At 70.8% G+C, this 18,686-nt stretch carries 21 protein-coding genes and 1 pseudogene; 12 read left to right on the top strand and 10 right to left on the bottom strand.

The genetic code is table 11. The features are described from left to right. The first annotated feature begins 35 nt into the window (after window positions 1-35). From OHA84_RS03955 to OHA84_RS03945, 3 genes are all read left to right on the top strand, one after another. Window positions 36-440: an ectoine synthase gene (locus OHA84_RS03955; protein ID WP_053678026.1), complete on the top strand. Its 405-nt coding sequence runs from the start codon at window positions 36-38 to the stop codon at window positions 438-440. Between the two features lie 31 nt (window positions 441-471). Further along, on the top strand, window positions 472-1,371 hold the full coding sequence (thpD, locus tag OHA84_RS03950; protein ID WP_266973341.1) for an ectoine hydroxylase: 900 nt from the start codon (window positions 472-474) through the stop codon (window positions 1,369-1,371). 174 nt (window positions 1,372-1,545) lie between these two features. Then, entirely contained in the window at window positions 1,546-2,823 is a 1,278-nt protein-coding gene (locus OHA84_RS03945) for an Nramp family divalent metal transporter (RefSeq protein WP_053678022.1), read from the top strand. A 36-nt stretch (window positions 2,824-2,859) separates the two neighbouring features. On the opposite strand, the gene OHA84_RS03940 is transcribed toward OHA84_RS03945, so the two are convergent. Beyond that, complete coding sequence (locus OHA84_RS03940) at window positions 2,860-3,327, bottom strand: MarR family winged helix-turn-helix transcriptional regulator (RefSeq protein WP_266973344.1); 468 nt, start codon at window positions 3,325-3,327, stop codon at window positions 2,860-2,862. Window positions 3,328-3,387: 60 nt separating this feature from the next. Between OHA84_RS03940 and OHA84_RS03935 the strand changes: the two genes are divergently transcribed. After that, entirely contained in the window at window positions 3,388-4,857 is a 1,470-nt protein-coding gene (locus OHA84_RS03935; RefSeq protein ID WP_053678018.1) for an MFS transporter, read from the top strand. 4 nt (window positions 4,858-4,861) lie between these two features. On the opposite strand, the gene OHA84_RS03930 is transcribed toward OHA84_RS03935, so the two are convergent. Continuing rightward, window positions 4,862-5,455 carry a TetR/AcrR family transcriptional regulator gene (locus OHA84_RS03930; protein WP_266973346.1) on the bottom strand — a complete coding sequence of 198 codons (594 nt, stop codon included), beginning with the start codon at window positions 5,453-5,455 and terminating at the stop codon, window positions 4,862-4,864. Between the two features lie 173 nt (window positions 5,456-5,628). On the opposite strand from OHA84_RS03930, the gene OHA84_RS03925 reads away from it, so the two are divergent. Then, window positions 5,629-6,828, top strand: a complete 1,200-nt coding sequence (locus OHA84_RS03925; RefSeq protein ID WP_266973348.1) for a cytochrome P450 — start codon at window positions 5,629-5,631, stop codon at window positions 6,826-6,828. Between the two features lie 5 nt (window positions 6,829-6,833). Next, window positions 6,834-7,055 carry a ferredoxin gene (locus tag OHA84_RS03920; RefSeq protein ID WP_053678127.1) on the top strand — a complete coding sequence of 74 codons (222 nt, stop codon included), beginning with the start codon at window positions 6,834-6,836 and terminating at the stop codon, window positions 7,053-7,055. Window positions 7,056-7,103: 48 nt separating this feature from the next. Here the strand turns inward: OHA84_RS03920 and OHA84_RS03915 are convergent, their stop codons facing one another. Further along, a complete protein-coding gene (locus tag OHA84_RS03915) occupies window positions 7,104-7,658 on the bottom strand; it encodes a hypothetical protein (RefSeq protein WP_266973351.1) in 555 nt (184 codons plus the stop codon). Window positions 7,659-8,043: 385 nt separating this feature from the next. Between OHA84_RS03915 and OHA84_RS03910 the strand changes: the two genes are divergently transcribed. Further along, window positions 8,044-8,247: a cold-shock protein gene (locus OHA84_RS03910; protein ID WP_053678014.1), complete on the top strand. Its 204-nt coding sequence runs from the start codon at window positions 8,044-8,046 to the stop codon at window positions 8,245-8,247. Window positions 8,248-8,409: 162 nt separating this feature from the next. Here the strand turns inward: OHA84_RS03910 and OHA84_RS03905 are convergent, their stop codons facing one another. Then, window positions 8,410-8,583 carry a CsbD family protein gene (locus OHA84_RS03905; RefSeq protein WP_266973353.1) on the bottom strand — a complete coding sequence of 58 codons (174 nt, stop codon included), beginning with the start codon at window positions 8,581-8,583 and terminating at the stop codon, window positions 8,410-8,412. 210 nt (window positions 8,584-8,793) lie between these two features. Here OHA84_RS03905 and OHA84_RS03900 point away from each other — a divergent pair, with 210 nt between their 5' ends. The 4 genes from OHA84_RS03900 (at window position 8,794) to OHA84_RS03885 (ending at window position 10,636) form a co-directional block, all read left to right on the top strand. After that, the gene (locus tag OHA84_RS03900) at window positions 8,794-8,955 is read left to right on the top strand and encodes a hypothetical protein (protein ID WP_053676175.1); all 162 of its coding nucleotides are present in this window, start codon (window positions 8,794-8,796) and stop codon (window positions 8,953-8,955) included. 182 nt (window positions 8,956-9,137) lie between these two features. Beyond that, window positions 9,138-9,488, top strand: coding sequence for a MerR family transcriptional regulator (locus OHA84_RS03895; protein WP_053678011.1), 351 nt, complete (start codon window positions 9,138-9,140; stop codon window positions 9,486-9,488). A 103-nt stretch (window positions 9,489-9,591) separates the two neighbouring features. Next, complete coding sequence (locus OHA84_RS03890) at window positions 9,592-10,152, top strand: GNAT family N-acetyltransferase (protein ID WP_266973355.1); 561 nt, start codon at window positions 9,592-9,594, stop codon at window positions 10,150-10,152. 127 nt (window positions 10,153-10,279) lie between these two features. Next, on the top strand, window positions 10,280-10,636 hold the full coding sequence (locus OHA84_RS03885) for a hypothetical protein (RefSeq protein ID WP_053678007.1): 357 nt from the start codon (window positions 10,280-10,282) through the stop codon (window positions 10,634-10,636). Window positions 10,637-10,756: 120 nt separating this feature from the next. On the opposite strand, the gene OHA84_RS03880 is transcribed toward OHA84_RS03885, so the two are convergent. From OHA84_RS03880 to OHA84_RS03870, 3 genes are all read right to left on the bottom strand, one after another. Next, complete coding sequence (locus OHA84_RS03880; protein WP_266973358.1) at window positions 10,757-12,940, bottom strand: hypothetical protein; 2,184 nt, start codon at window positions 12,938-12,940, stop codon at window positions 10,757-10,759. A gap of 108 nt (window positions 12,941-13,048) precedes the next feature. Continuing rightward, the gene (locus OHA84_RS03875; RefSeq protein ID WP_053678003.1) at window positions 13,049-13,819 is read right to left on the bottom strand and encodes a type 1 glutamine amidotransferase domain-containing protein; all 771 of its coding nucleotides are present in this window, start codon (window positions 13,817-13,819) and stop codon (window positions 13,049-13,051) included. Further along, window positions 13,816-13,962, bottom strand: coding sequence for a hypothetical protein (locus OHA84_RS03870; RefSeq protein ID WP_266973360.1), 147 nt, complete (start codon window positions 13,960-13,962; stop codon window positions 13,816-13,818). Before OHA84_RS03870 ends, OHA84_RS03875 begins: the two co-directional genes overlap by 4 nt. 329 nt (window positions 13,963-14,291) lie before the next feature. On the opposite strand from OHA84_RS03870, the gene OHA84_RS03865 reads away from it, so the two are divergent. Next, a complete protein-coding gene (locus tag OHA84_RS03865; RefSeq protein WP_266973362.1) occupies window positions 14,292-15,287 on the top strand; it encodes an AraC family transcriptional regulator in 996 nt (331 codons plus the stop codon). A gap of 97 nt (window positions 15,288-15,384) precedes the next feature. Here the strand turns inward: OHA84_RS03865 and OHA84_RS03860 are convergent, their stop codons facing one another. The 3 genes and pseudogenes from OHA84_RS03860 to OHA84_RS03850 form a co-directional block, all read right to left on the bottom strand. Then, window positions 15,385-16,884, bottom strand: coding sequence for a cellulose binding domain-containing protein (locus OHA84_RS03860; protein WP_266973364.1), 1,500 nt, complete (start codon window positions 16,882-16,884; stop codon window positions 15,385-15,387). Between the two features lie 203 nt (window positions 16,885-17,087). Next, window positions 17,088-17,687 carry an FAD-dependent oxidoreductase gene (locus OHA84_RS03855; RefSeq protein ID WP_266973367.1) on the bottom strand — a complete coding sequence of 200 codons (600 nt, stop codon included), beginning with the start codon at window positions 17,685-17,687 and terminating at the stop codon, window positions 17,088-17,090. 106 nt (window positions 17,688-17,793) lie between these two features. Beyond that, a pseudogene (locus OHA84_RS03850) lies at window positions 17,794-18,456 on the bottom strand (FAD-dependent oxidoreductase); the annotation flags it as partial. Window positions 18,457-18,686 lie beyond the last annotated feature (230 nt).

Here is an 18,686-nt window from a genome sequence, read left to right as displayed (position 1 = left end):
CCCGCGCGTCGCATGTGAAGAGAGGTGAACGAAGTATGATCGTCCGTTCGTTCAAGGACATCGAGGGGACCGACCGGCATGTGAAGGCCGCGTCCGGTACCTGGGAGAGCAAGCGCATCGTGCTCGCACGCGAGCGCGTCGGCTTCTCCCTGCACGAGACCGTGCTCTACGCGGGCACCGAGACGTCGATGTGGTACGCGAACCACGTCGAGGCCGTCGTGTGCACCGAGGGCGAGGCCGAACTCACCGACGAGGAGACGGGCGAGAAGTACCTCATCACGCCCGGAACCATGTACCTGCTGGACGGCCACGAGCGGCACACCCTGCGGGTCGTACGGGACTTCCGCTGTCTGTGCGTCTTCAACCCGCCCGTCACCGGGCGCGAGGACCACGACGAGAACGGCGTCTATCCGCTGCTCACCGAGCCGCACAGCGCCTGAGAAGACGTAGAGAGGAGAGGCAGGCAACATCATGATCACCACAACCGCGCGCACCACGGACACGTATCCGACCCGAGGATCCGAGGAGGTGCTGATCGGCCGTCAGGACCCCGTCGTCTGGTCGGCGCCCGGGACGCCGGGGCCGCTGTGGGGGCATGAGCTGGAAAGCTTCGAGCGACAGGGCTTCCACCCGGTGGACCAGCTGATCACCCCCGAGGAAGTCGACGTCTACCGGACCGAACTGGACCGTCTCGTCGCCGACCCCGCGATCCGGGCGGACGAGCGGTCGATCATCGAGCCGGCCTCGGACGAGGTCCGCTCGGTGTTCGAGGTGCACCGCATCAGCAAGGCCTTCGCGCAACTCGCCGCGGATCCACGGGTGGTGGGTGTGGCCCGACAGATCCTCGGGTCGGACGTGTACGTGCACCAGTCCCGGATCAACGTGAAGCCCGGCTTCGGCGCGCGCGGCTTCTACTGGCACTCCGACTTCGAGACCTGGCACGCGGAGGACGGGCTCCCGCGCATGCGAACGGTCTCGGTGTCGATCGCGCTGACGCCGAACTACCCCACCAACGGCGGCCTCATGATCATGCCGGGCTCCCACCGGACCTTCCTCGGCTGCGCCGGCGAGACCCCCAAGGACAACTACAAGAGGTCCTTGCAGATGCAGGACGCGGGCATCCCCTCGCAGGAAGCGCTCTCGAAGTTCTCGGAGGCCTGCGGCATCAGGCTCTTCACCGGCCAGGCCGGCTCGGCCACCTGGTTCGACTGCAACGCGATGCACGGTTCCGGCGACAACATCACGCCCTACCCGCGCAGCAACGTCTTCTTCGTGTTCAACAGCGTGGACAACGCGCCGGAGGAGCCCTTCGCGGCGCCCGTCCGCCGCCCCGAGTTCATCGCCGCACAGGACGTCGTCCCGGTGCGCTGACCCCTCGGCGGGCCCGCCCGCACGTGTGACCTCACGGGGAACACCGTCGCCATTCGGCGCGGTGTTCCCCGCACTCGTGCGTGTCCATCACCCTCCCGCCCTCTTGCGCGACCGCCGGCGAGCGGCTTTGGTGGCACGGGTTGCCACGGAAGGCCGACGGGAAGGCTGGGTCCCATGGCGGACAGCACGCGCATCGAAACCCGGCACGGCGAGGACCGTCCGCCACGCAAGGCGAGTTGGCGCCACATCGGCCCCGGCATCGTCGTCGCGGCGACGGGTGTCGGCGCCGGTGATCTCGTCGCGACGCTCATCGCGGGCGGCAAGTTCGGCTACACCCTGCTGTGGGCGGCCGTCATCGGCTGCCTGGTCAAGGTCTCCCTCGCCGAGGCGGTGGGCCGTTGGCACCTGGCCACCGGTCGGACCCTCTTCGACGGCTGGCGCAGTCTCGGACCGTGGACCACCGTCTACTTCGTCGGCTACGTGGTCGTCTGGGGGTTCGTCTACGGCGCCGCCGCGATGTCGTCCAGCGCCCTCCCGCTGGCCGCGCTGTTCCCCGACGTCATGGACCTCAAGGGCTGGGCCGTGCTGTGCGGCCTGGTGGGACTGGTCTTCGTCTGGTTCAACCGGTACGCCGTCTTCGAGAAGGTCATGACCGTCCTGGTCGGCGTGATGTTCCTGGTCACGGTCTACCTCGCGATCCGGGTCACCCCCCACCTGGACGAGGCCCTCGCGGGCCTCGTGCCCGTCCTCCCGGACGGTTCGCTGATCTACACGCTCGGCCTGATCGGAGGCGTCGGCGGCACCATCACACTTGCCGCGTACGGCTACTGGGTCAACGCCAAGGGGTGGACCGACACCGGTTGGATGAAGGTGATGCGGCTCGACAACCGCGTCGCCTACGTCACCACCGGGATCTTCGTCGTGGCCATGCTCTTCGTGGGCGCCGAGCTCCTGTACTCCTCCGGCGCCGCGCTCGCCAAGGGCGACAAGGGGCTGCTGGACCTCAGCCGCATCCTGGAACAGCGCTACGGGAGCGCCACCGCCAAGCTCTTCCTGGTGGGGTTCTTCGCCACCTCGTTCACCTCGCTGATCGGGGTGTGGCACGGAGTCAGCCTGATGTTCGCCGACTTCACGAGCAAGTACCGGCCCTCCCTCGTCCCGGCCGGAACGGACCGGGAGAAGTCCTTGCCCTTCCGGGCGTACCTGCTCTGGCTGACCTTCCCGCCCATCAGCCTGCTGTTCCTCGACCAGCCCTTCGGGCTCGTCATCGTGTACGGGGTGATCGGCGCGTTCTTCATGCCGTTCCTGGCCCTCACCCTGCTGTGGTTGCTCAACTCGACGCGTACGCCCGCCGATTGGCGAAACGGCGCGCTGAGCAACGCGATGCTCGCGGGCGCCGGCCTGCTGTTCGTGGTGCTGTGCGTCCAGCAGGTTCGAGAACTGCCCTGGTAGCCACACCGGCCACCGGCGGATTGGCGGTGGTCGCTCTCAGGGGTGCGTCGCGTGGTCGTAGGCGGCGATGATCCGTTCCAGGAAGGCGGCCACGGTGACCTGCTCCTCGGGCGTGAGATTGGTGGCCGCGGCGGTGACTCCCTGGATGAGCGGGGAGACGTACGCGTAGGAGCGGGCCTCCCAGTCGTCCGCGGGGGTGACGATCACCTTGCGGCGGTCCGTGGGATGGGGGCGGCGGGTGGCGTGGCCGGCCGCGACGAGCCGGTCGATGACCAGGGTCATCGCCGCGGTGGAGGTGCCGAGCGCCCTGGCGAGGTCGGTGGGTGAGGTCGGGCCGACGCTGACGAGGTGGCCCATGACCGTCAGCCCCGCCGAGTCCGTGTGCAGCTCACGCCCCAGGTACCTCTCGAAACGCTGCTGGCGCAAGGTCATGTTCCGCAGTTGCTCGCGGAGCGTGTTCGCGTCCACGTCCGACCCGGCGGCTGAATCGACATTGACATCCATGCGGCCAACGATACTCTGGATATTGCTAAGAATATTGGTAATCAAGGATCAGAGGTAAATATGGATGCCACTCGACCCGCAGGCGGGGCCGCCGCGCCCTACCGGTGGAGGTGGATGATCCTGGCCGTGATGCTCGTCGCCGAGGTCATGGACCTGCTGGACGCGTCGATCGTGAACGTGGCCGGGCCCGCTCTGGAGGAGTCCCTCGGCGCCACCTCCACCGGCCTGCAATGGGTGATCGGGGGGTACGCGCTCACCCTGGGAGCCGGACTCGTCCTGGGCGGACGCCTCGGCGACCGGTACGGCCGGCGCCGCATGTTCCTCATCGGCCTCGGAGCCTTCACCGCGACCTCCCTGCTCTGCGCCCTCGCACCCGACATCGAGCTGCTGATCTGCTTCCGCCTGCTCCAGGGCACGGCCGGCGCCATGCTCCTGCCCCAGGGGCTCGGACTCTTGCGGGAGAACTTCTCGGGCGCCGAACTCGCCAAGGTCTTCGGCATCTTCGGGCCCGTGCTGGGACTGGGCGGCATCATCGGCCCGGTCCTCGGCGGCGCGCTCATCTCGGCCGACCTCCTCGGCCTCGGCTGGCGGCTGGTGTTCCTGGTCAACCTGCCCATCGGCATCGCGGCGCTCGTCGTCGCCGCCAAGGTGGTCCCGAGGAAGCCCGGCGATCTCGCCGTCACCGTCGACGCCGTGGGCGCGGCACTGATCGTGACGGCCTGCGCCCTCCTCGTCCTCCCGCTCAACCAGGGGCAGGAAGCCGGCTGGCCGCTGTGGACCTGGCTCTCGATGGCCGGCTCCGCGCTCTGCTTCGGCCTGTTCGCCCGCCGGCAGCGGCGCGCGGCCGTCGGCGGCCGCGAACCGCTGGTGACGCCCGGGCTGCTGCGCAAGCCCGCCTTCACCGTCGGGCTCGGCGGCATCGCCCTCTTCTTCGCCGGACTGGTCGGCACCCAGCTCGTACTGACCCTCTACCTCCAGATCGGAGAGCAGTTCACGGCGGGCGAGGCGGGGCTGGGCAACCTTCCCCTGGCGGTCGGCACCGCCATCGGCGGCGCGCTCAGCGGCGCCTTCCTCGCGGACCGGATCGGCAGGGCCGTCCTGCAGGTCGGCCCGCTCGTGCAGCTCGGGGGAGCGGCCCTGCTCTGGTACGAGCTGGGGCGGGTGGGGGAGACCTTCTCGCTCGGGGACATCGCCCCGGGCGTGGCGGTGGCGGGCATCGGCTCCGGCATGGTGATCGCGGCCCTGTTCAGCTTCATTCTGGCGGCGGTGGACGACGACGAGATCGGCTCCGCGTCCGGTGTCCTGTCGGCCGTCCAGTCGCTCGGCGGCTCGATCGGCGTGGCCGTCTTCGGATCGCTCTTCTTCGACAGGGCCGGGACCGGTGACTTCACCACCGGCTTCCGACACGCACTGGTTGCCCAGGCCTGTCTGTTGGTGGCGTTCCTGGCCGTCACGTTGCTCCTTCCGAAGAAGGGGCGCCCGGAGGTCGAAGAGCACGAGGAACCCGCCGTCGCCGTCCCCGCGCCCTGACGGACTACGTCTCGCCCGGGGGCGCCGTCCACAGGTGCCGCAGGGTGGTGAGGACGAGGGCGCACACCTCGTCCGGGTCGGCGCCCGCCAGCGGCTCGCGGGCGACGACCGTCCGCATCAAGCCGATGCCCAGGAGCCAGGCCATCGCCAGATCGGCGCGCAGGGCGCCGTCCGGCGCGCCGGAGAGCGAGGCCAACGCCCGCTGGTACTCCTCACCGAGCTCACGCAGGGTCCCGGCGGCGTCCTCGCCGCGCCCCACCGACCGCAGGTACACCTCCAAAGAACGGTCGCCCGTGCCGGCCGCGCTGCTCGTGAGCATGGAGCGCAGCGCGGTCTCGAACAGTTCCTCCGGTGGGGTGGCCCGTACCTGCTCCAGACCGCCCCGCGCGAGCACCTCGGCGAGCAGCCCCTGCTTGGAGCCGAAGTAGCGGAACAGCAGCGCCTGGTTCGAGCCGGCCAGTTCCGCGATGTCGCGGACGGTGGCCCGCTCGTAGCCCCGCTCGGCGAACAGGTCGCGCGCCGCGTCGAGTATCCGGCGGCGGGTGGCCGAGGCGTCGCGGCGGCGCTCGCCCGCGCGCGGGCCCGTGGCTTCGTCCATCGTCGCTGTCCTCGCTCCGCCGTCTCGTCCTCGCTCCGCGTCGCGCGCCGGCGCGTTCCGCGTGCGCCGGCCGTTCGTGGGCGGCCTGTCAGGATAACGACGCCGAGGCCCCGTTGACCGTCCGGAGGGACCGTCCTACGTTTGTAAGCAGTCGCTTACATATGGAGGCCGAGATGCCCGCACCGGACACCGACACCACCGCGCCCCTGGCCTACCCCTTCAACTCCGCCGAGGGACTCCGACTCGCCGACGCCTACGAGCAGGTCCGGGAGCGCCCCGGACTCTTACGCGTCCAACTTCCCTACGGCGAGAGCGCCTGGCTGGTCACCCGCTACGCCGACGCCCGGCTCGTGCTCGGAGACCGGCGCTTCAGCCGCGCCGAGGGTGCCCGCCACGACGAACCCCGCCAGTCCGAGGGGCGCTCCGACAGCGGCATCCTCGCCATGGACCCGCCCGACCACACCCGACTGCGTTCCCTGGTGGCCCGCGCGTTCACCGTCCACCAGGTGGAGAAGCTCCGGCCCCGGGTACGCGAACTCACCTCGGGACTCCTCGACGACCTGGAGGCGGCCGGCCCGCCCGCCGACCTGGTGGACCGGTTCGCGCTCCCCCTGCCCGTCGCCGTGATCTGCCGGATGCTCGGGGTCCCCGAGGAGGACCGACCCCGCTTCCGCGTCTGGAGCGATGCCGCCCTCTCGACCAGCTCCCTCAGCGCCGCCGAGTTCGAGGCCAACCGCGAGGAACTGCGCGACTACATGCGCACCCTGATCCACCACCACCGAACCCGGCCGCAGGACGACCTGATGACGGCCCTCATCGAGGCCCGCGACGGATCCGATCGGCTCTCCGAGCTGGAACTGGTCGACCTGTGCGTGGGCATCCTGGTCGCGGGCCACGAGACCACCGCCTCACAGATCCCCAACTTCACCCTCACCCTGCTGGAACACCCCGACCAGCTCGCCCTGCTGCGATCACGCCCCGAACTCATCCCCGACGCCGTCGAGGAACTGCTGCGCTTCGTCCCGCTGGGCAGTGGCGCCAGTCAGCCGCGCTACGCCACCGAGGACGTGGAGGTCGGTGGCACCCTGGTGCGGGCCGGCACGCCGGTGCTGGTCGCCACCGGCGCCGCCAACCGCGACGCGCTGCGGTTCAGTGCCCCGGGCGTCCTGGACATCACCCGCCACGGCGCCCCACACCTCGGCTTCGGCCACGGAGTCCACCACTGCCTGGGTGCCCCGTTGGCCCGCCTCGAACTCCAGGAGGCATTGGCCGCCCTCGTCACCCGATTCCCCGGCCTACGCCTCGCGGGTGACGTGACGTGGAAGTCGCGGATGCTGGTCAGGGGCCCGCGCGTGATGCCGGTCGGGTGGTGAGCGCCATGCCCGGGAAATGGACCGTACGCGCGGACCGGCAGCTGTGCATGGGCTCGGGGATGTGCGCCGCCGTCGCCCCCGAGGTGTTCACCCTGGAGGACGAGCACGCCTCGGTGCGGACGCCGGAGACGGACGAGGACGCCCGGGTGCTGGACGCGGCGGACATCTGCCCGGCTCAGGCCATCACGGTGCGCGAGGCGGGAACGGTGATCGCCCCGCGCCCGTAGGGCGTGTCGCCGCCGCACGGTGGGCAGGTCCGCCTCGGGGCGGGGAGTTCAGTGACCGGCGGCGACCTTGACCAGGGCGACCGCGGTTCCGATGACCGCGTCCACGACCCCGGCCAGTACGGCGAGGACGGTACCGGACCCCATGCGGATGCCCCCGTAACACCCCCAGGTGAACAGGCCGGCGACGTTCACCCCGGCCGCGATCAACAGGGCGGTGTCCACGTCGATCTCGGTCAGTGCCGCCACGGCGAGCAGGGTGAGGGGGCCCGCCGCGGACAGCAGCAGGGGACTGCTGACGGACAGCATGTGGCGCAGCTCGCGGCCGGTGGCGAAGCGGCCGTGGACGACGCGGTGGGCCTGTTGGTCCGCGACCAGGGCGGCCAGCCACAGGCCGACGGCGGTCGTGAGGATCGTGGCCGCCGCTTCGGCCGTGTCGGTGTGGCCGAAGCCGGCGAGCCCGACCACCACCGAGATCATGGTGATCGTCGCGTACAGGCGCTCCTTGAGGCGGGCGGCGGCGAACATCGGTTCGTCGTCGAGGGCCTTGTCGGGTGCGGGACCGTGAGCGGGGGACCCGGCCGCGGGGGTCTCGTCGTGGGCCATGGTGCACACCGTAGGGGCGGTGAGGCGTCACGACCGGCAGGTGGTGGCGAGGACCGGTGCCGTGTCCGGCGCGGCCGGCGCGCGCCGCGCGGTCGGGCCTCGACGTCGTATTTCTGTATCGGCGGACACAGAAAGAGGGGAAAGACGCCGGGAGGGTTTCTTTGCTCCCGGGAGGGCCGGGATTCTCGACCGATTTTCTTCAGTCCGAGCGTGCTACTGTGATTTCAGTTGCAGTTGTGGTTCCCAAACTTCGAGTGCGCTCACCGGTCGTTCCGGCCGGTGAGGGTGCTTTTGTGTTTCCGGCATTTTCCGGACGGGAAGATCATGCGGCGACTCGAAATCCACATGGTGTGGATTTCTGGGCTGTGCCCCGAAGGAGATTGACATGGCAAATGGCACCGTGAAGTGGTTCAACGCGGAAAAGGGCTTCGGCTTCATCGAGCAGGAGGGTGGCGGACCGGACGTGTTCGCCCACTACTCGAACATCGCCTCCCAGGGCTTCCGTGAGCTCCAGGAAGGCCAGAAGGTGAGCTTCGACATCGCGCAGGGCCAGAAGGGCCCGACGGCCGAGAACATCGTCACGGCCTGACGCTCGCGATCACGCGTGGCCGGGGCCCGCACCCTTTGGGTGCGGGCCCCGGCTCGTCGCGTTCTCATGTCCTTCGTGCGCTCCGCGCAGCCAGGGCAAACGCCTGTGGGCGGCCCCGACCGAGTCGGGGCCGCCCACAGGCGTTCTCGGATTCCGAGGAGGTCAGTGCTTGAAGGTGTCCTTGACCTTCTCCTTGGCCTCGCGGGCATCGCCCTTGGCCTGGTCCGCGCGGCCTTCGGCGGTGAGGCGCTCGTTGCCGACCGTGCGGCCCGCGGCTTCCTTGACCTTGCCCTTGGCCTGCTCGGTCTTGGCCTGGGTCTTCTCTTCAGCCGACACAACCATCACTCCCAAACATTGAGAAAGTCTCTTGCCTCGGTTCGTATGACCCGTTCTCGGGCCCGCAAACAGGGTGGGTGTGAACGGCGGTCGTGCGGGCCGGCCGGCGGGGCGACATCGACTTCCCGCCTGGGGCGATAAAAAACAAATAAGTTTTGTGCGCATGGTCGGGCCGGGCGCGGGCAGTCGGCGTTCCGGAGGTTGATGACAATGGTTCCCCTGCTTCTCGTTCTACTGCTCGCTCTGATTCTCTTCGGTGCCGGTTTCGCGGTGAAGATCCTCTGGTGGGTCGCCATCGCGGTACTGGTGCTCTGGCTGGTGGGCTTCGTGGCCCGCCCGAAGGGTGGGAGTGGCCGCTGGTACCGCTGGTAGTCACGCTCGTCCATGCATGACGGTGGGGCCCGCTCCTCGACGAGGAGCGGGCCCCACCGTCATGTTCGGCGGACACAGTGAGCCGGGAGCGGTGGCTCCCGGCGGATGGTGTTGAATTCTCTCGGGGCCCCGGTGCCACATGGCAGCGGGGCCTTGACGTGTTCCCGTCCGATGAGGTGGAAGTGACAGCAGAGAACCCGCTCGATCGTCTCGACGACGACGACTACCCCGCCTACACCATGGGCAGGGCCGCCGAGATGCTCGGAACCACGGCCGGCTTCCTCCGCGCGATCGGTGAGGCCCGCCTGATCACCCCGTTGCGCTCGGAGGGCGGCCACCGCCGATACTCCCGCTACCAGTTGCGGATCGCCGCCCGCGCCCGGGAACTCGTCGACGGCGGAATGGCCATCGACGCCGCCTGCCGCATCGTCATCCTCGAAGACCAGCTCGAAGAGGCCCAGCGCCTCAACGCGGAGTACAGAAAGGCCACGGCGCAGTCGCCCGCCGACCGCGACCCCGATCCAGGACACTGAGCCGCCCCGAGAGCGCGAGGCCCGATCCGATCCTCTCCGCGAGGTGACGGTGCCGGGCCCCGACGTCCCCGCTCGGCCGAGGGGCCCGTGGCACCATCGGCCCATGCGCTACCGATACGCCACCGAGGCCGACGCACCCGCCATGGCCGCGCTCTTCGCCGCCAACCATCACGACGCCCTGACCGCGGAGCAACGCCGCGCCCAGGGGTTCGTACAGGGGGCCTTCGACGAGGCGACGCTGCGTGCCATGGCCGGGGACGGGGAGTTGCTGGTCGCGGACGAGGAGGGCCGGCTCGCCGGTCTCCTCGCACTCTCCGTCGCGGCGGACCTGCCCACACCACCGCCTGCGGTGCTGGGACTGCTCGCCGCCCAGGACGCACTGGAGTGGCGAGGACGCCCCCTGAGCGATGTGCGCTGGTTGCTCTACGGGCCCGTCGTGGTCGATGCGGCGTTCCGCGGGCGCGGGGTGGCACGGGCGCTGTTCGCGAACGCCGTCGCCGAAGCCTCCGGACGAGCCGAGGCGGTGGTCGCCTTCATCGAGGAGGGGAACGTGCCGTCCTGGCGGGTGCACGTCGACGGCTTCGGGATGACCCCACTCGGCACCTACGAGGCCGGTGGACGCACCTACCACGCCATCGCGGCTCCGGCGGACGGGCCTTCCTGATCGCCGCGGCGGCCGTGCCCGCCCCCGCCCGGACGCCACGCCGAGGGAACGAGGCGGATCGATTCGCCTCACCGGGCGCTCCTAGGGTCGGTTACCGAATCCCCCCACGGAAGGTACTGATCCGCCCATGAAGCTCCGTCACACCGCCACCACGGCCCTCGCCTCTCTCGCTCTCGTCCTGTCGATGCCGGGTTCGGCCTCGGCCGCCGTGGGCGAGTTCCACTACAAGTTCGTCGATGAGTTCGGGCAGGAACAGTCCGTCGTTCTGCAGAACCCGCACAGCGGCAAGTGCGTCAACCTGTACGCGGTGGGCGAGGACGACGAACTGCCCGGCTACGGCCCGCAGAACTCGACCGACTCCACGGTGACCGTCTACCTCGGCGCAGGTTGCACCGGATCGCAATGGCGGCTGCGGCCCCACGGCAAGCCCGCGACCGACGAACTCGAAGTGCGCTCGGTGCGGTTCGACGTCAGGACCGCCTAGCCTCTCGCGCCGCCACGGTGCTCCCGCCGTCGACATCACCGTCGTCCGCGGCGGGAACGCCCTGCCGGGGGCCGTTGCCGCCGGTGACACCTCCGTACCGACTCGCGCGCCCCCGGCCGATCAGCGGGTGGTCATCACCACCTGGCTCGAACCGTCGGGCAGGCCCGCGATGGCGACCTGGTCCCCCGCGAACGCGCCGGCGCGGCCCGGCCAGGGCAGGGTCCGGAAGGGGGTCCACTCACCGGAGCGCTCGCGCGTGCTGTGGTGGACGTTCCCGTCGAGTCCCACCGCGAGGACCTGGCTGTCCCCGTTGGACATGCCGGTGATCGCGACGGATTCGGCGCCCATCATCGCGGTGGACACCCCGGGCGGACCGTTCCAGCCCTGCCAACCCCCGTCGGCGCGGCGGACGGTGTGCCAGATGTTGCCGTCGTTGCCGATGGCCACGATCTGGCTGTCACCGCCGGGCAGTGCGGCGATGGCGAGGGCGCGACCTCGGAACTCGGGTGCGTTGACGCCCGCCACGACCGACCAACCGGTCCAGGAGCCGTCGGCCCGACGGGCCCCCAGGCGCATCCTGCCGTCCTCGCCGAAGATCAGGACCTGGGCGGAGCCGTCCGGCATCCCCGCCGCCGACACCTTCGTGGCCCGCAGGAGACCCGTGCCGCCCTCACCCGCCATGACGGACCATCCCTGCCACGAGCCGTCGGGGCGACGGATGTCGTGGTGGACGTTCCCGTCCCTGCCGACGGCCACCACCTGGGCCGAGCCGTCCGGCGACCCGGTGATCGCGGCATCCGACGCCTGGAAGCCCGGGTCCTCGCCGACCCCCGCCATCGCCGCCCAGCCCTGCCAGGTGCCGTTCGCGAAACGGATGGTGTGGTAGAGGTTCCCGTCGACGCCGCGGCCGATCAGCTGTGTGCTGCCGTCCGGCATGGCCGCCACCGACACACGGGAGCCGACGAACCGGAACGATCCGCCGTTGCCGGACAGCGGGCCCGCGCCGCTCCACGTACCGTCGGCGTCGCGGGTCACGCGGTGGAAGGTGTGCGGGGTGACGTGCGGAGTGTTCTTCGCGATGATCTCTCGCTGGAGTTCCCCCGCCCCGAGCCCGGAGCCGTTCTGGTTCACGTCGTCGGTCATGACGATGTTCATGTTCTCCGCGATGTTGGAGCCGCTCCAATCCCCCTTCAGCTTGGCCAGCAGCCGGGGGTTGAGCCGGCGCTCCAGGTACAACAGGTACTGGGACGCCACGGAGGAGGGGACGACTCCGATCTTCTCCAGGCCCTGGGCGAGGATCAGATCGGGGATCGACAGCGACGGGTCGATGATGCCTTGCAGGACGAAGAACCTGTCCGCGTCCCGGCCCGGATCCTTGTCGAGCACCTGATCCCCCCGACGCAGGACGGCGTCGAAGTTCTTCCGCAGCGTGTTCGGGTCGAACAGCGCCTTCACGTAGTCGGTCCAGTGCGTGTCCGCCTGGACGTAACTGCCGCGGTAGCTCTGCGCGGAGGGGCCCCAGGCCCACGGAAGGGAGGTGGTGTCCTTGTCGTCGATGAGGATGACGTGCCTGCCCGCCGCCATGTACTGGTCGTAGGTGGAGGTCGGACTCAACGAGTCGTCCGCGAGTGCCGGATTGCCGGCCCCGCCGCCGAGCGCCTGGCCCAGGGCGGTGACGGCCTCCGTGTTGTCGGCCCGCTCGGTCCGCGGGGACGCCGCGGTCGACAGCCTGATGATGACGATTTCCCTCGGGTGCCCCCTGATCCACTCCGCGACCTGGTTCACCTCGCCGCGCACCACGCCACCGCGGCCGTCGGGCGCGTCGAGGAACTGATTGCCCATCGGGCCGCCGTGATAGGTGAACCACCTGTCACCCTGCTTGCACAGACGCAGGTCGAAGTACCGCGCACCACCCTGGAGTTGGTCCACCAAGGTACCGCTCTGCGTCCGGGACATGCTCGCCGCGATGGAGGGGAACCGGTGGGCCAGGTCGGCCTGGTCTCCGAAATCGCACACGCCGCTGTTCCTGGTGATGCTCCAGGAACCCGAGTCGTGGCTGCCGGGCATCACGATCCGGTTCAGCGGACGATCACCGATGGTGTCCCGGAGGCCGCCCATCCAGGCACCCAGGTCGACGGCGGGAGCCGCGACGGCACCGGCGACCGACGCCGGGCGCACGGCCGCCGTGGCAGCCGTGACCGCGTCGGTCGCCGTGACCGGCGTCGCTCCGCAGACGCCGGGGGCCAGGCCCAGACCCAGTCCCACGATCAGGGATCCGGTGGCCAACCGGAGACGAAAGCCCATGTGCGTTCCCTTTCGGTTCGATGGTGCCGGTGTTCGGTGCACGGCCCCGGTGCTTTCGTACGCACGCGCCGGTGACCGACGCACGAACGCGCGACGGACCGCGCGGGATCACATCTCCCGGGCCGGCTCCGCCAGGTGGGAGCGGACCAGGGCCAGGTAGTCCGCCGCCAGACGGTGGCAGTCGCCGGGCCAGCGGGCGGAGAGGTAGTTCCCGTCGCGGACGGTGAAACCGCGCCCGGGCTTCGCGGCGGTGTCACGGACGGGCAGCGACGGTCCGGCCAGAAAGTGGCTCGGGTCGGCGAGGGCCGCGGTCACCTCGGCCTGAACGGTGGTCGGATAGGTGCGGTAATACCGCCCCAGCCACAGCCGGGTGAGGTTCCAGGCGGTGAGTTCCAGCAGCGAGGTCAGTGCCGTCGTCCGCCGTCCGTACAGGACCGACCGCCCCGTCGAGGGGTCCTCGGCGCGCGCTCCCAACAGCACGCCGTGACACACGGCCCCCACCGGCAGCCCGACGGTGAGGACCCGGGCGAACAACCGCTGGGCGGTGATGTTCTCCAGCAAGGTACGCATCCCCGCGGCGTGCCCACCGGGGACGAAGAGCCCCGTCAGCGCCGCCGGATCGACCCGCGCGTAGGACAACGGCGCCTGGAACCACGGGTCGTCGGTGAGCCGCCGGTACGCGTCGAGTTCGGCGCGGCGGGTCATCAGCCACGGGGAGAGCCAGGAGAAGCCGACATCGGTGAGCCTGTGGTCGGCCAGGGCGACCTTCCCGTCGGGCGTCGCGAACCGTACGTCGAGACCGGCATCACGCAACGCGGCCCACGGCACCGCCGCCTCGGTCGGGTCGTAGCCGGAGGCGGGCAACAGGAAGACGATCACGGAGTACTCCTCGGGCCGGCGCTGTGCCGGCGGGTGCGGGCCAACTCGGCGGCGACGCGCGGTCCCTCGTCTCGCAGGGTCCGCGGGGCGAGCCGGCCGGCGGTGATGAACTGGTGCGTCGACCCCGACGCCGCAGCGCGCAACGGTCGACGATAACCCCGGACCGGGGCCGGTCGGCAGGGACAGGGTGCCACGGTCGTGGCCGAAAGACCCGGTCAGGACGGCGTCCCGCGGCCGGGGCGTCCACGACGGAACGGCGTCGGCAGCGGTACCGCGACGTGGTACGGCTCGATGCGTGACAGGACGGGCACGATGATCCTCTCGGTGTGTGCGGCCCGACCCTAGGAGCGCCCGGGGGCCCCGGTCATCCACCCCGGCGGCCACCTCGTTGACTTCCCGGACCGCCGCCGGGCGGAGTCCGGCCCGCCACGGCCGGTTGACGGGAGGCGCGCCCCCGCATTGACTGACCGCCATGTCCGGCATCGAGCCCTCCACCGTCGCCGCGTGCTACGCCCGCGCGGTGCTGAGCGCCACCACGAAGGGCGCCGACGAGCCCGGTGCCTGGAACTCGCCCATGGACCGGCTGGGGTTCACCGAGATGCGCGAGTTGTGGGAGACGGTGATCGGCACAGAGGGCGCCGATCCCCACACCGGCCTGCTCGTCGGGGACCGGATCCGACCGGGGAGCCTGCACGTCCTCGGCCACGTGGTCCTGACCTGCGCGAGCCTCGCCGACGCCGCCGACGCCGCGGCGCGCTACCACCCGCTGGTCAGCCAGGCCGGCACCGTCACCCTGCACCGCGGCGACGACCGGACCCGCATCCGCTACCGGCCGACCGTGGATCCCGCGACCATGCATCCCCAGCAGGTGGAGGCGATCCTCACCGGCATGGTGAGAGCGGCCCGCTGGGTCGCCGGGGACGACTGGGCACCCCGATCCGTGTCGTTCACCCACCCGCGCGCGGGCTCCGCGGAGCCGTACACCCGTGTCCTCGGCTGCCCGGTCACCTTCGACGCGCCCGAGAACGCGATCACGGTCGGCAACGAGGACCTCGACCGGCGCCGCGCCCCCTGCGACCCGGAACTGGGCGCCCTGCACCGGGCCTACGCCGACCGGCTCCTGCACGAACTGTCGAAGGCGGTAAGCATCGGGCAGCGGGTGCGCCAGTGGTTGGAACACGCCCCGCTCGACGGCACGGGCCCCGCCGACCCGGGCAGGGAACTGAACCTCAGCGCCCGGACCCTGCGCCGGGCCCTCCAGGAGGAGGGCACCTCGTGGCGGGCACTCCTCGACGCCGCCCGCCACGCCCGGGCCCGGCGCCTGCTGGAGACCACGGACCTGCCGTTGGACAGGATCGCCCCCCTGGTCGGCCTGAGCGGCGCGACGGCCCTGGTCCGGGCCTTCACCCGCTGGGAGGGCATCACCCCGGGCACCTACCGCGGCCGGCACGCGGGAGCGACCCGCTGAAACGCGAACGGGTCCGGCCGCCCGCCGTGCGTCGGCGGACGCGGCGGGCAGCCGGACACGGGGGAGAGGGTCCTCGCGTTCGCGCCTTGCCCTCGGGCTAGCGGAGCGCGCCGAACGCCTTCGTGAAGGCCAGCGGCTGCTGGAGGATCGAACTGCACGTCGGGTCGGCGTGGTTCACGGCGCCCTGCGCACACTGGCGGTCGCGCGTCGCGGACCACATCGCCAACCGGCCGATGCCCTTCGACTTCGCGAAGTCCACGAGTTGTGTCGCGTCCGCGACGGTGAAGACCTCGTTGGCGACGTCGTTGACGCCGATCATGGGCGTGACGGCGACCGTCTTCCAGGCGGCCGCGTCGGTGAGCCCGAGCACTGCCTTGATCTGGGCCTGGGTGGCCGTCGCGGCCTGGACGGCGTACTGACCCATGTCGCCGCCGTACGAGGGCCCGTAGTCCATGGCCATGATGTTGACGCCGTCGATCCGTACACCGGCCCGCTTCGCGTCGGCCAGCAGGGCGACGCCGGGCTGGGTGAGCCCCTCCGGCATCACCGGCAGGGTGAACGCCACGTCCAACCCCGGGTGCGACTTCTGGAGCGCGGCTATGGCCTGCGCGCGGCGCGCGTTGGCCGCGGTGTCCGGCAGCGCGGCGCCCTCGATGTCGAAGTCCACCTTGGTCAGGCGGTACTGGTCGATGACCTTGCCGTACGCGGCGGCCAGCGCGTCGGCCGTCGCGCAGTTCAGGGCCAGCTCGTGCCCGGCGGCGCCACCGAAGGAGACCCGGACGTCACCGCCCTTGCCCCGCAGCGCGCCGATCTGCGCGGCGACCTTGTCGCTCGCGAGGTCCGTGACACCGCCCCACAGCGGTGCGCAGCCGCCACCGGAGGTGATGAAGGCGAGGTGGAACTCGTTCACGCCGGTCCTGCCGGCGGTGTCGACCAGGTCGTAGGCCGGGTACAGCGAGGTGTCCACGTACGGCGCGAAGCGCGCCCCTCCGGCCGGGGCGCCGGTGACCGGCGGGGAAGTGGGGGTGGTGGGGGTCGCGGTCGGTGACGCGGTCCGCGTGGGTCGGGTGGAGGGCGCCGGGGTGACGGGGGCCGTCGCACTCGCGCTCGCCGACGGGGTGGGTGTCGGACGTCCCCCGGGCGGGGGCGTCGCACCCTGGTCCACGGAGCACTTCACGCCGTTGATCAGACAGGCCGTCGGGTTGCCGGGGGTGCCGGTCCCGCTCGTCACGAAGCCCACCGTGACGGAGGCGCCGGCCGCGAGCCGTTTGTTCCAGCTCGCGGGCTTGACGGTGACGTGTAGACCGTCGACCGTGTGCGTGCCGTTCCACAGGGAGTCGATCCTCGTGCCGGCGGGCAGGTCGAATCGGAGGGTCCAATCGGCCTGCTCCTGCGCGGTGTTGTTGGTGATCACGTACTGGCCGGTGTAACCACCTGTCCAGGAACTGGACTTGGTGTAGACGGCTCCGACCGCGGCGGCCTGCGCGGTACCGGTGAACGCGAACGCGGCGCCACCGATCACCGCCGCGGCCGCGATCACGCCTGTTGCCTTCGCCGTCTTGCTCGTCCTGCGCCGGTGGCCGGTCGTGCTGCCCATCGCGTGCCTGCCTCTGAGTTGCTGGAAATCCGAGTTGCCGGAAATCGGGGGTGCGGCAGCACGCTAGCCGCCCCGAAGCGGACATCGGTTCGATTCGAGGCGGCGGGTGTGACTCTTAGGTTCCGCTTAAGGCGGGGGTAAGAGGGGGCTGAGGAAAGGGACCGGCGGGGCGGCCGGCATGTCCCGGGCGGGGCGGGGGCGGGTCAGAGGTCGAGGTCGAGGAGGGCGTTCTCGACGACCTCGGTGAGAGCCGGGTGGATCCAGTACGGCTCCTCGGCGAGCGAGAGCGCGTCGATCCCCCGCGTCATGGCCAGTACGAGGGGCTGGATCAGGATGGCGGCCTGCGGCCCCATGATGTGCGCGCCGAGCAGGCGCCCGGTGCCGGGCTCCGCGAGCACCTTGCAGAAACCGGTGGTGTCCTCCATGGCCCAGCCGTACGCCACGTCCGCGTAGGAGGCCGTGCCGACGAGGAAAGTGCCCCCGCGGTCGCGGCACTCCTCCTCGGTCGCGCCGATCGAGGCGATCTCGGGGCGGGTGAAGACGGCGGACGGCACGAGGTCGTGGTCGGCGCCGATGAGGTCCTGCGGATGGCGGAGGTTGTGCGAGACGACCTCGGCCTCGCGGTTGGCCACGTGCTTCAGCGGCACCGGCGTACAGACATCACCGAGCGCGAACACCCCTTCGGCGGTGGTGTGTTGATGCTCGTCCACCACGATGCGGCCGTCGTCGTGGGTGCGGATACCGGCTGCCCCGAGGTCCAGCCGGTCGCCGTTGGGGATCCGTCCGGCCGCGACCAGCAACATGTCCGCCTCGACCGTCGACCCGTCGTCGAGTGTCAGGGTCAACGCGCCCCGCCTCCCCCCTCACGGCCGTGAGTTCGCGCCCGAGCCGCAGGTCGTAGCGGGTGCGGGCCAGGTCGGTGAAACGCTCGGCGACCGTCTCGTCCTGCGGGCCCAGCAGGTGCGGCTCGGTCTCCACGACGGTGATCTCGGTTCCCGTCGCGTGGAAGACCTCGGCGAGCTCGGCGGCGATGTACCCGCCGCCCAGCACGGCCAGTCGGCGAGGCGGTGCGTCGATCCGCATGACGGTGTCCGACGTCTCGTACGGCACCCCGGACTCGACCACCACGGGCGGCACCGCGGGACGGCTGCCGGCCGCGACGACGATCTGCCCGGCGGAGACGTCCACGGCGCCGCCGTCCACGTCGATGCGCAGTCGGCGGGGACCGGTGAAGCGGGCCGTGCCCTCGTACACCGTGACGTTGGCCGCGTCGAGGCGGCCCTGCCGGCCCCGCGCGCGTTGCGCGTCCAGTCGCCCGAACACCCGGTCGCGAACCTCCCGCCAGCGCACGGCGCGCAGCCGCGCGTCCACGTCGTAGATGTCGGCGCCGAGCACGGTCCGGGCCACATGGGCGGTGTAGGCCAGCATCTTGCTCGGAATGCATCCGGCGTTCAGGCAGGTCCCGCCGAACCACTTCTCCTCGACGATGGCCACGTCGAGATCGGCGAACGACTCGTCGATGACCGCGTTGCCGGATCCCGCACCGATGACGATCAGATCGTGATGACGCATCACTCCAGCGTACGAGGGGCACGCGCCGTGTGGAGGGCGCCCCGCTCCGCGGGGTGCGGCCGGATCCTCGGACGCGCCGCCCTCTCGTGCGCGCCGTGGGGGATGGGCCCATTCGGTCCCCCGAAGTGGGCCGTTTTGATGCGTGTGGGTGGGGTAGGCGGCATTTCATCTGGTAATCAAACTCATCGGTGGAAGAATCCCCGGATGTCACCCGAGGCGTCACCCGAGGT

Origin of the sequence: Streptomyces sp. NBC_00513, assembly GCF_041431415.1 — a bacterium.
In the GTDB taxonomy this organism is placed as follows: Bacteria; Actinomycetota; Actinomycetes; order Streptomycetales; family Streptomycetaceae; genus Streptomyces.
The sequence above is the reverse complement of the archived record's forward strand: the minus strand, read 5'-3'. Positions and strand labels throughout refer to the sequence as shown.

What these genes read in the sequence shown, in the direction of transcription:
- OHA84_RS03955 (WP_053678026.1), top strand. Translation starts at nt 36, where the DNA reads ATGATCGTCCGTTCGTTCAAGGACATCGAGGGGACCGACCGGCATGTG.
- thpD (WP_266973341.1), top strand. Translation starts at nt 472, where the DNA reads ATGATCACCACAACCGCGCGCACCACGGACACGTATCCGACCCGAGGA.
- OHA84_RS03945 (WP_053678022.1), top strand. Translation starts at nt 1,546, where the DNA reads ATGGCGGACAGCACGCGCATCGAAACCCGGCACGGCGAGGACCGTCCG.
- OHA84_RS03940 (WP_266973344.1), bottom strand. Translation starts at nt 3,327, where the DNA reads ATGGATGTCAATGTCGATTCAGCCGCCGGGTCGGACGTGGACGCGAAC.
- OHA84_RS03935 (WP_053678018.1), top strand. Translation starts at nt 3,388, where the DNA reads ATGGATGCCACTCGACCCGCAGGCGGGGCCGCCGCGCCCTACCGGTGG.
- OHA84_RS03930 (WP_266973346.1), bottom strand. Translation starts at nt 5,455, where the DNA reads ATGGACGAAGCCACGGGCCCGCGCGCGGGCGAGCGCCGCCGCGACGCC.
- OHA84_RS03925 (WP_266973348.1), top strand. Translation starts at nt 5,629, where the DNA reads ATGCCCGCACCGGACACCGACACCACCGCGCCCCTGGCCTACCCCTTC.
- OHA84_RS03920 (WP_053678127.1), top strand. Translation starts at nt 6,834, where the DNA reads ATGCCCGGGAAATGGACCGTACGCGCGGACCGGCAGCTGTGCATGGGC.
- OHA84_RS03915 (WP_266973351.1), bottom strand. Translation starts at nt 7,658, where the DNA reads ATGGCCCACGACGAGACCCCCGCGGCCGGGTCCCCCGCTCACGGTCCC.
- OHA84_RS03910 (WP_053678014.1), top strand. Translation starts at nt 8,044, where the DNA reads ATGGCAAATGGCACCGTGAAGTGGTTCAACGCGGAAAAGGGCTTCGGC.
- OHA84_RS03900 (WP_053676175.1), top strand. Translation starts at nt 8,794, where the DNA reads ATGGTTCCCCTGCTTCTCGTTCTACTGCTCGCTCTGATTCTCTTCGGT.
- OHA84_RS03890 (WP_266973355.1), top strand. Translation starts at nt 9,592, where the DNA reads ATGCGCTACCGATACGCCACCGAGGCCGACGCACCCGCCATGGCCGCG.
- OHA84_RS03885 (WP_053678007.1), top strand. Translation starts at nt 10,280, where the DNA reads ATGAAGCTCCGTCACACCGCCACCACGGCCCTCGCCTCTCTCGCTCTC.
- OHA84_RS03880 (WP_266973358.1), bottom strand. Translation starts at nt 12,940, where the DNA reads ATGGGCTTTCGTCTCCGGTTGGCCACCGGATCCCTGATCGTGGGACTG.
- OHA84_RS03865 (WP_266973362.1), top strand. Translation starts at nt 14,292, where the DNA reads ATGTCCGGCATCGAGCCCTCCACCGTCGCCGCGTGCTACGCCCGCGCG.
- OHA84_RS03860 (WP_266973364.1), bottom strand. Translation starts at nt 16,884, where the DNA reads ATGGGCAGCACGACCGGCCACCGGCGCAGGACGAGCAAGACGGCGAAG.
- OHA84_RS03855 (WP_266973367.1), bottom strand. Translation starts at nt 17,687, where the DNA reads ATGTTGCTGGTCGCGGCCGGACGGATCCCCAACGGCGACCGGCTGGAC.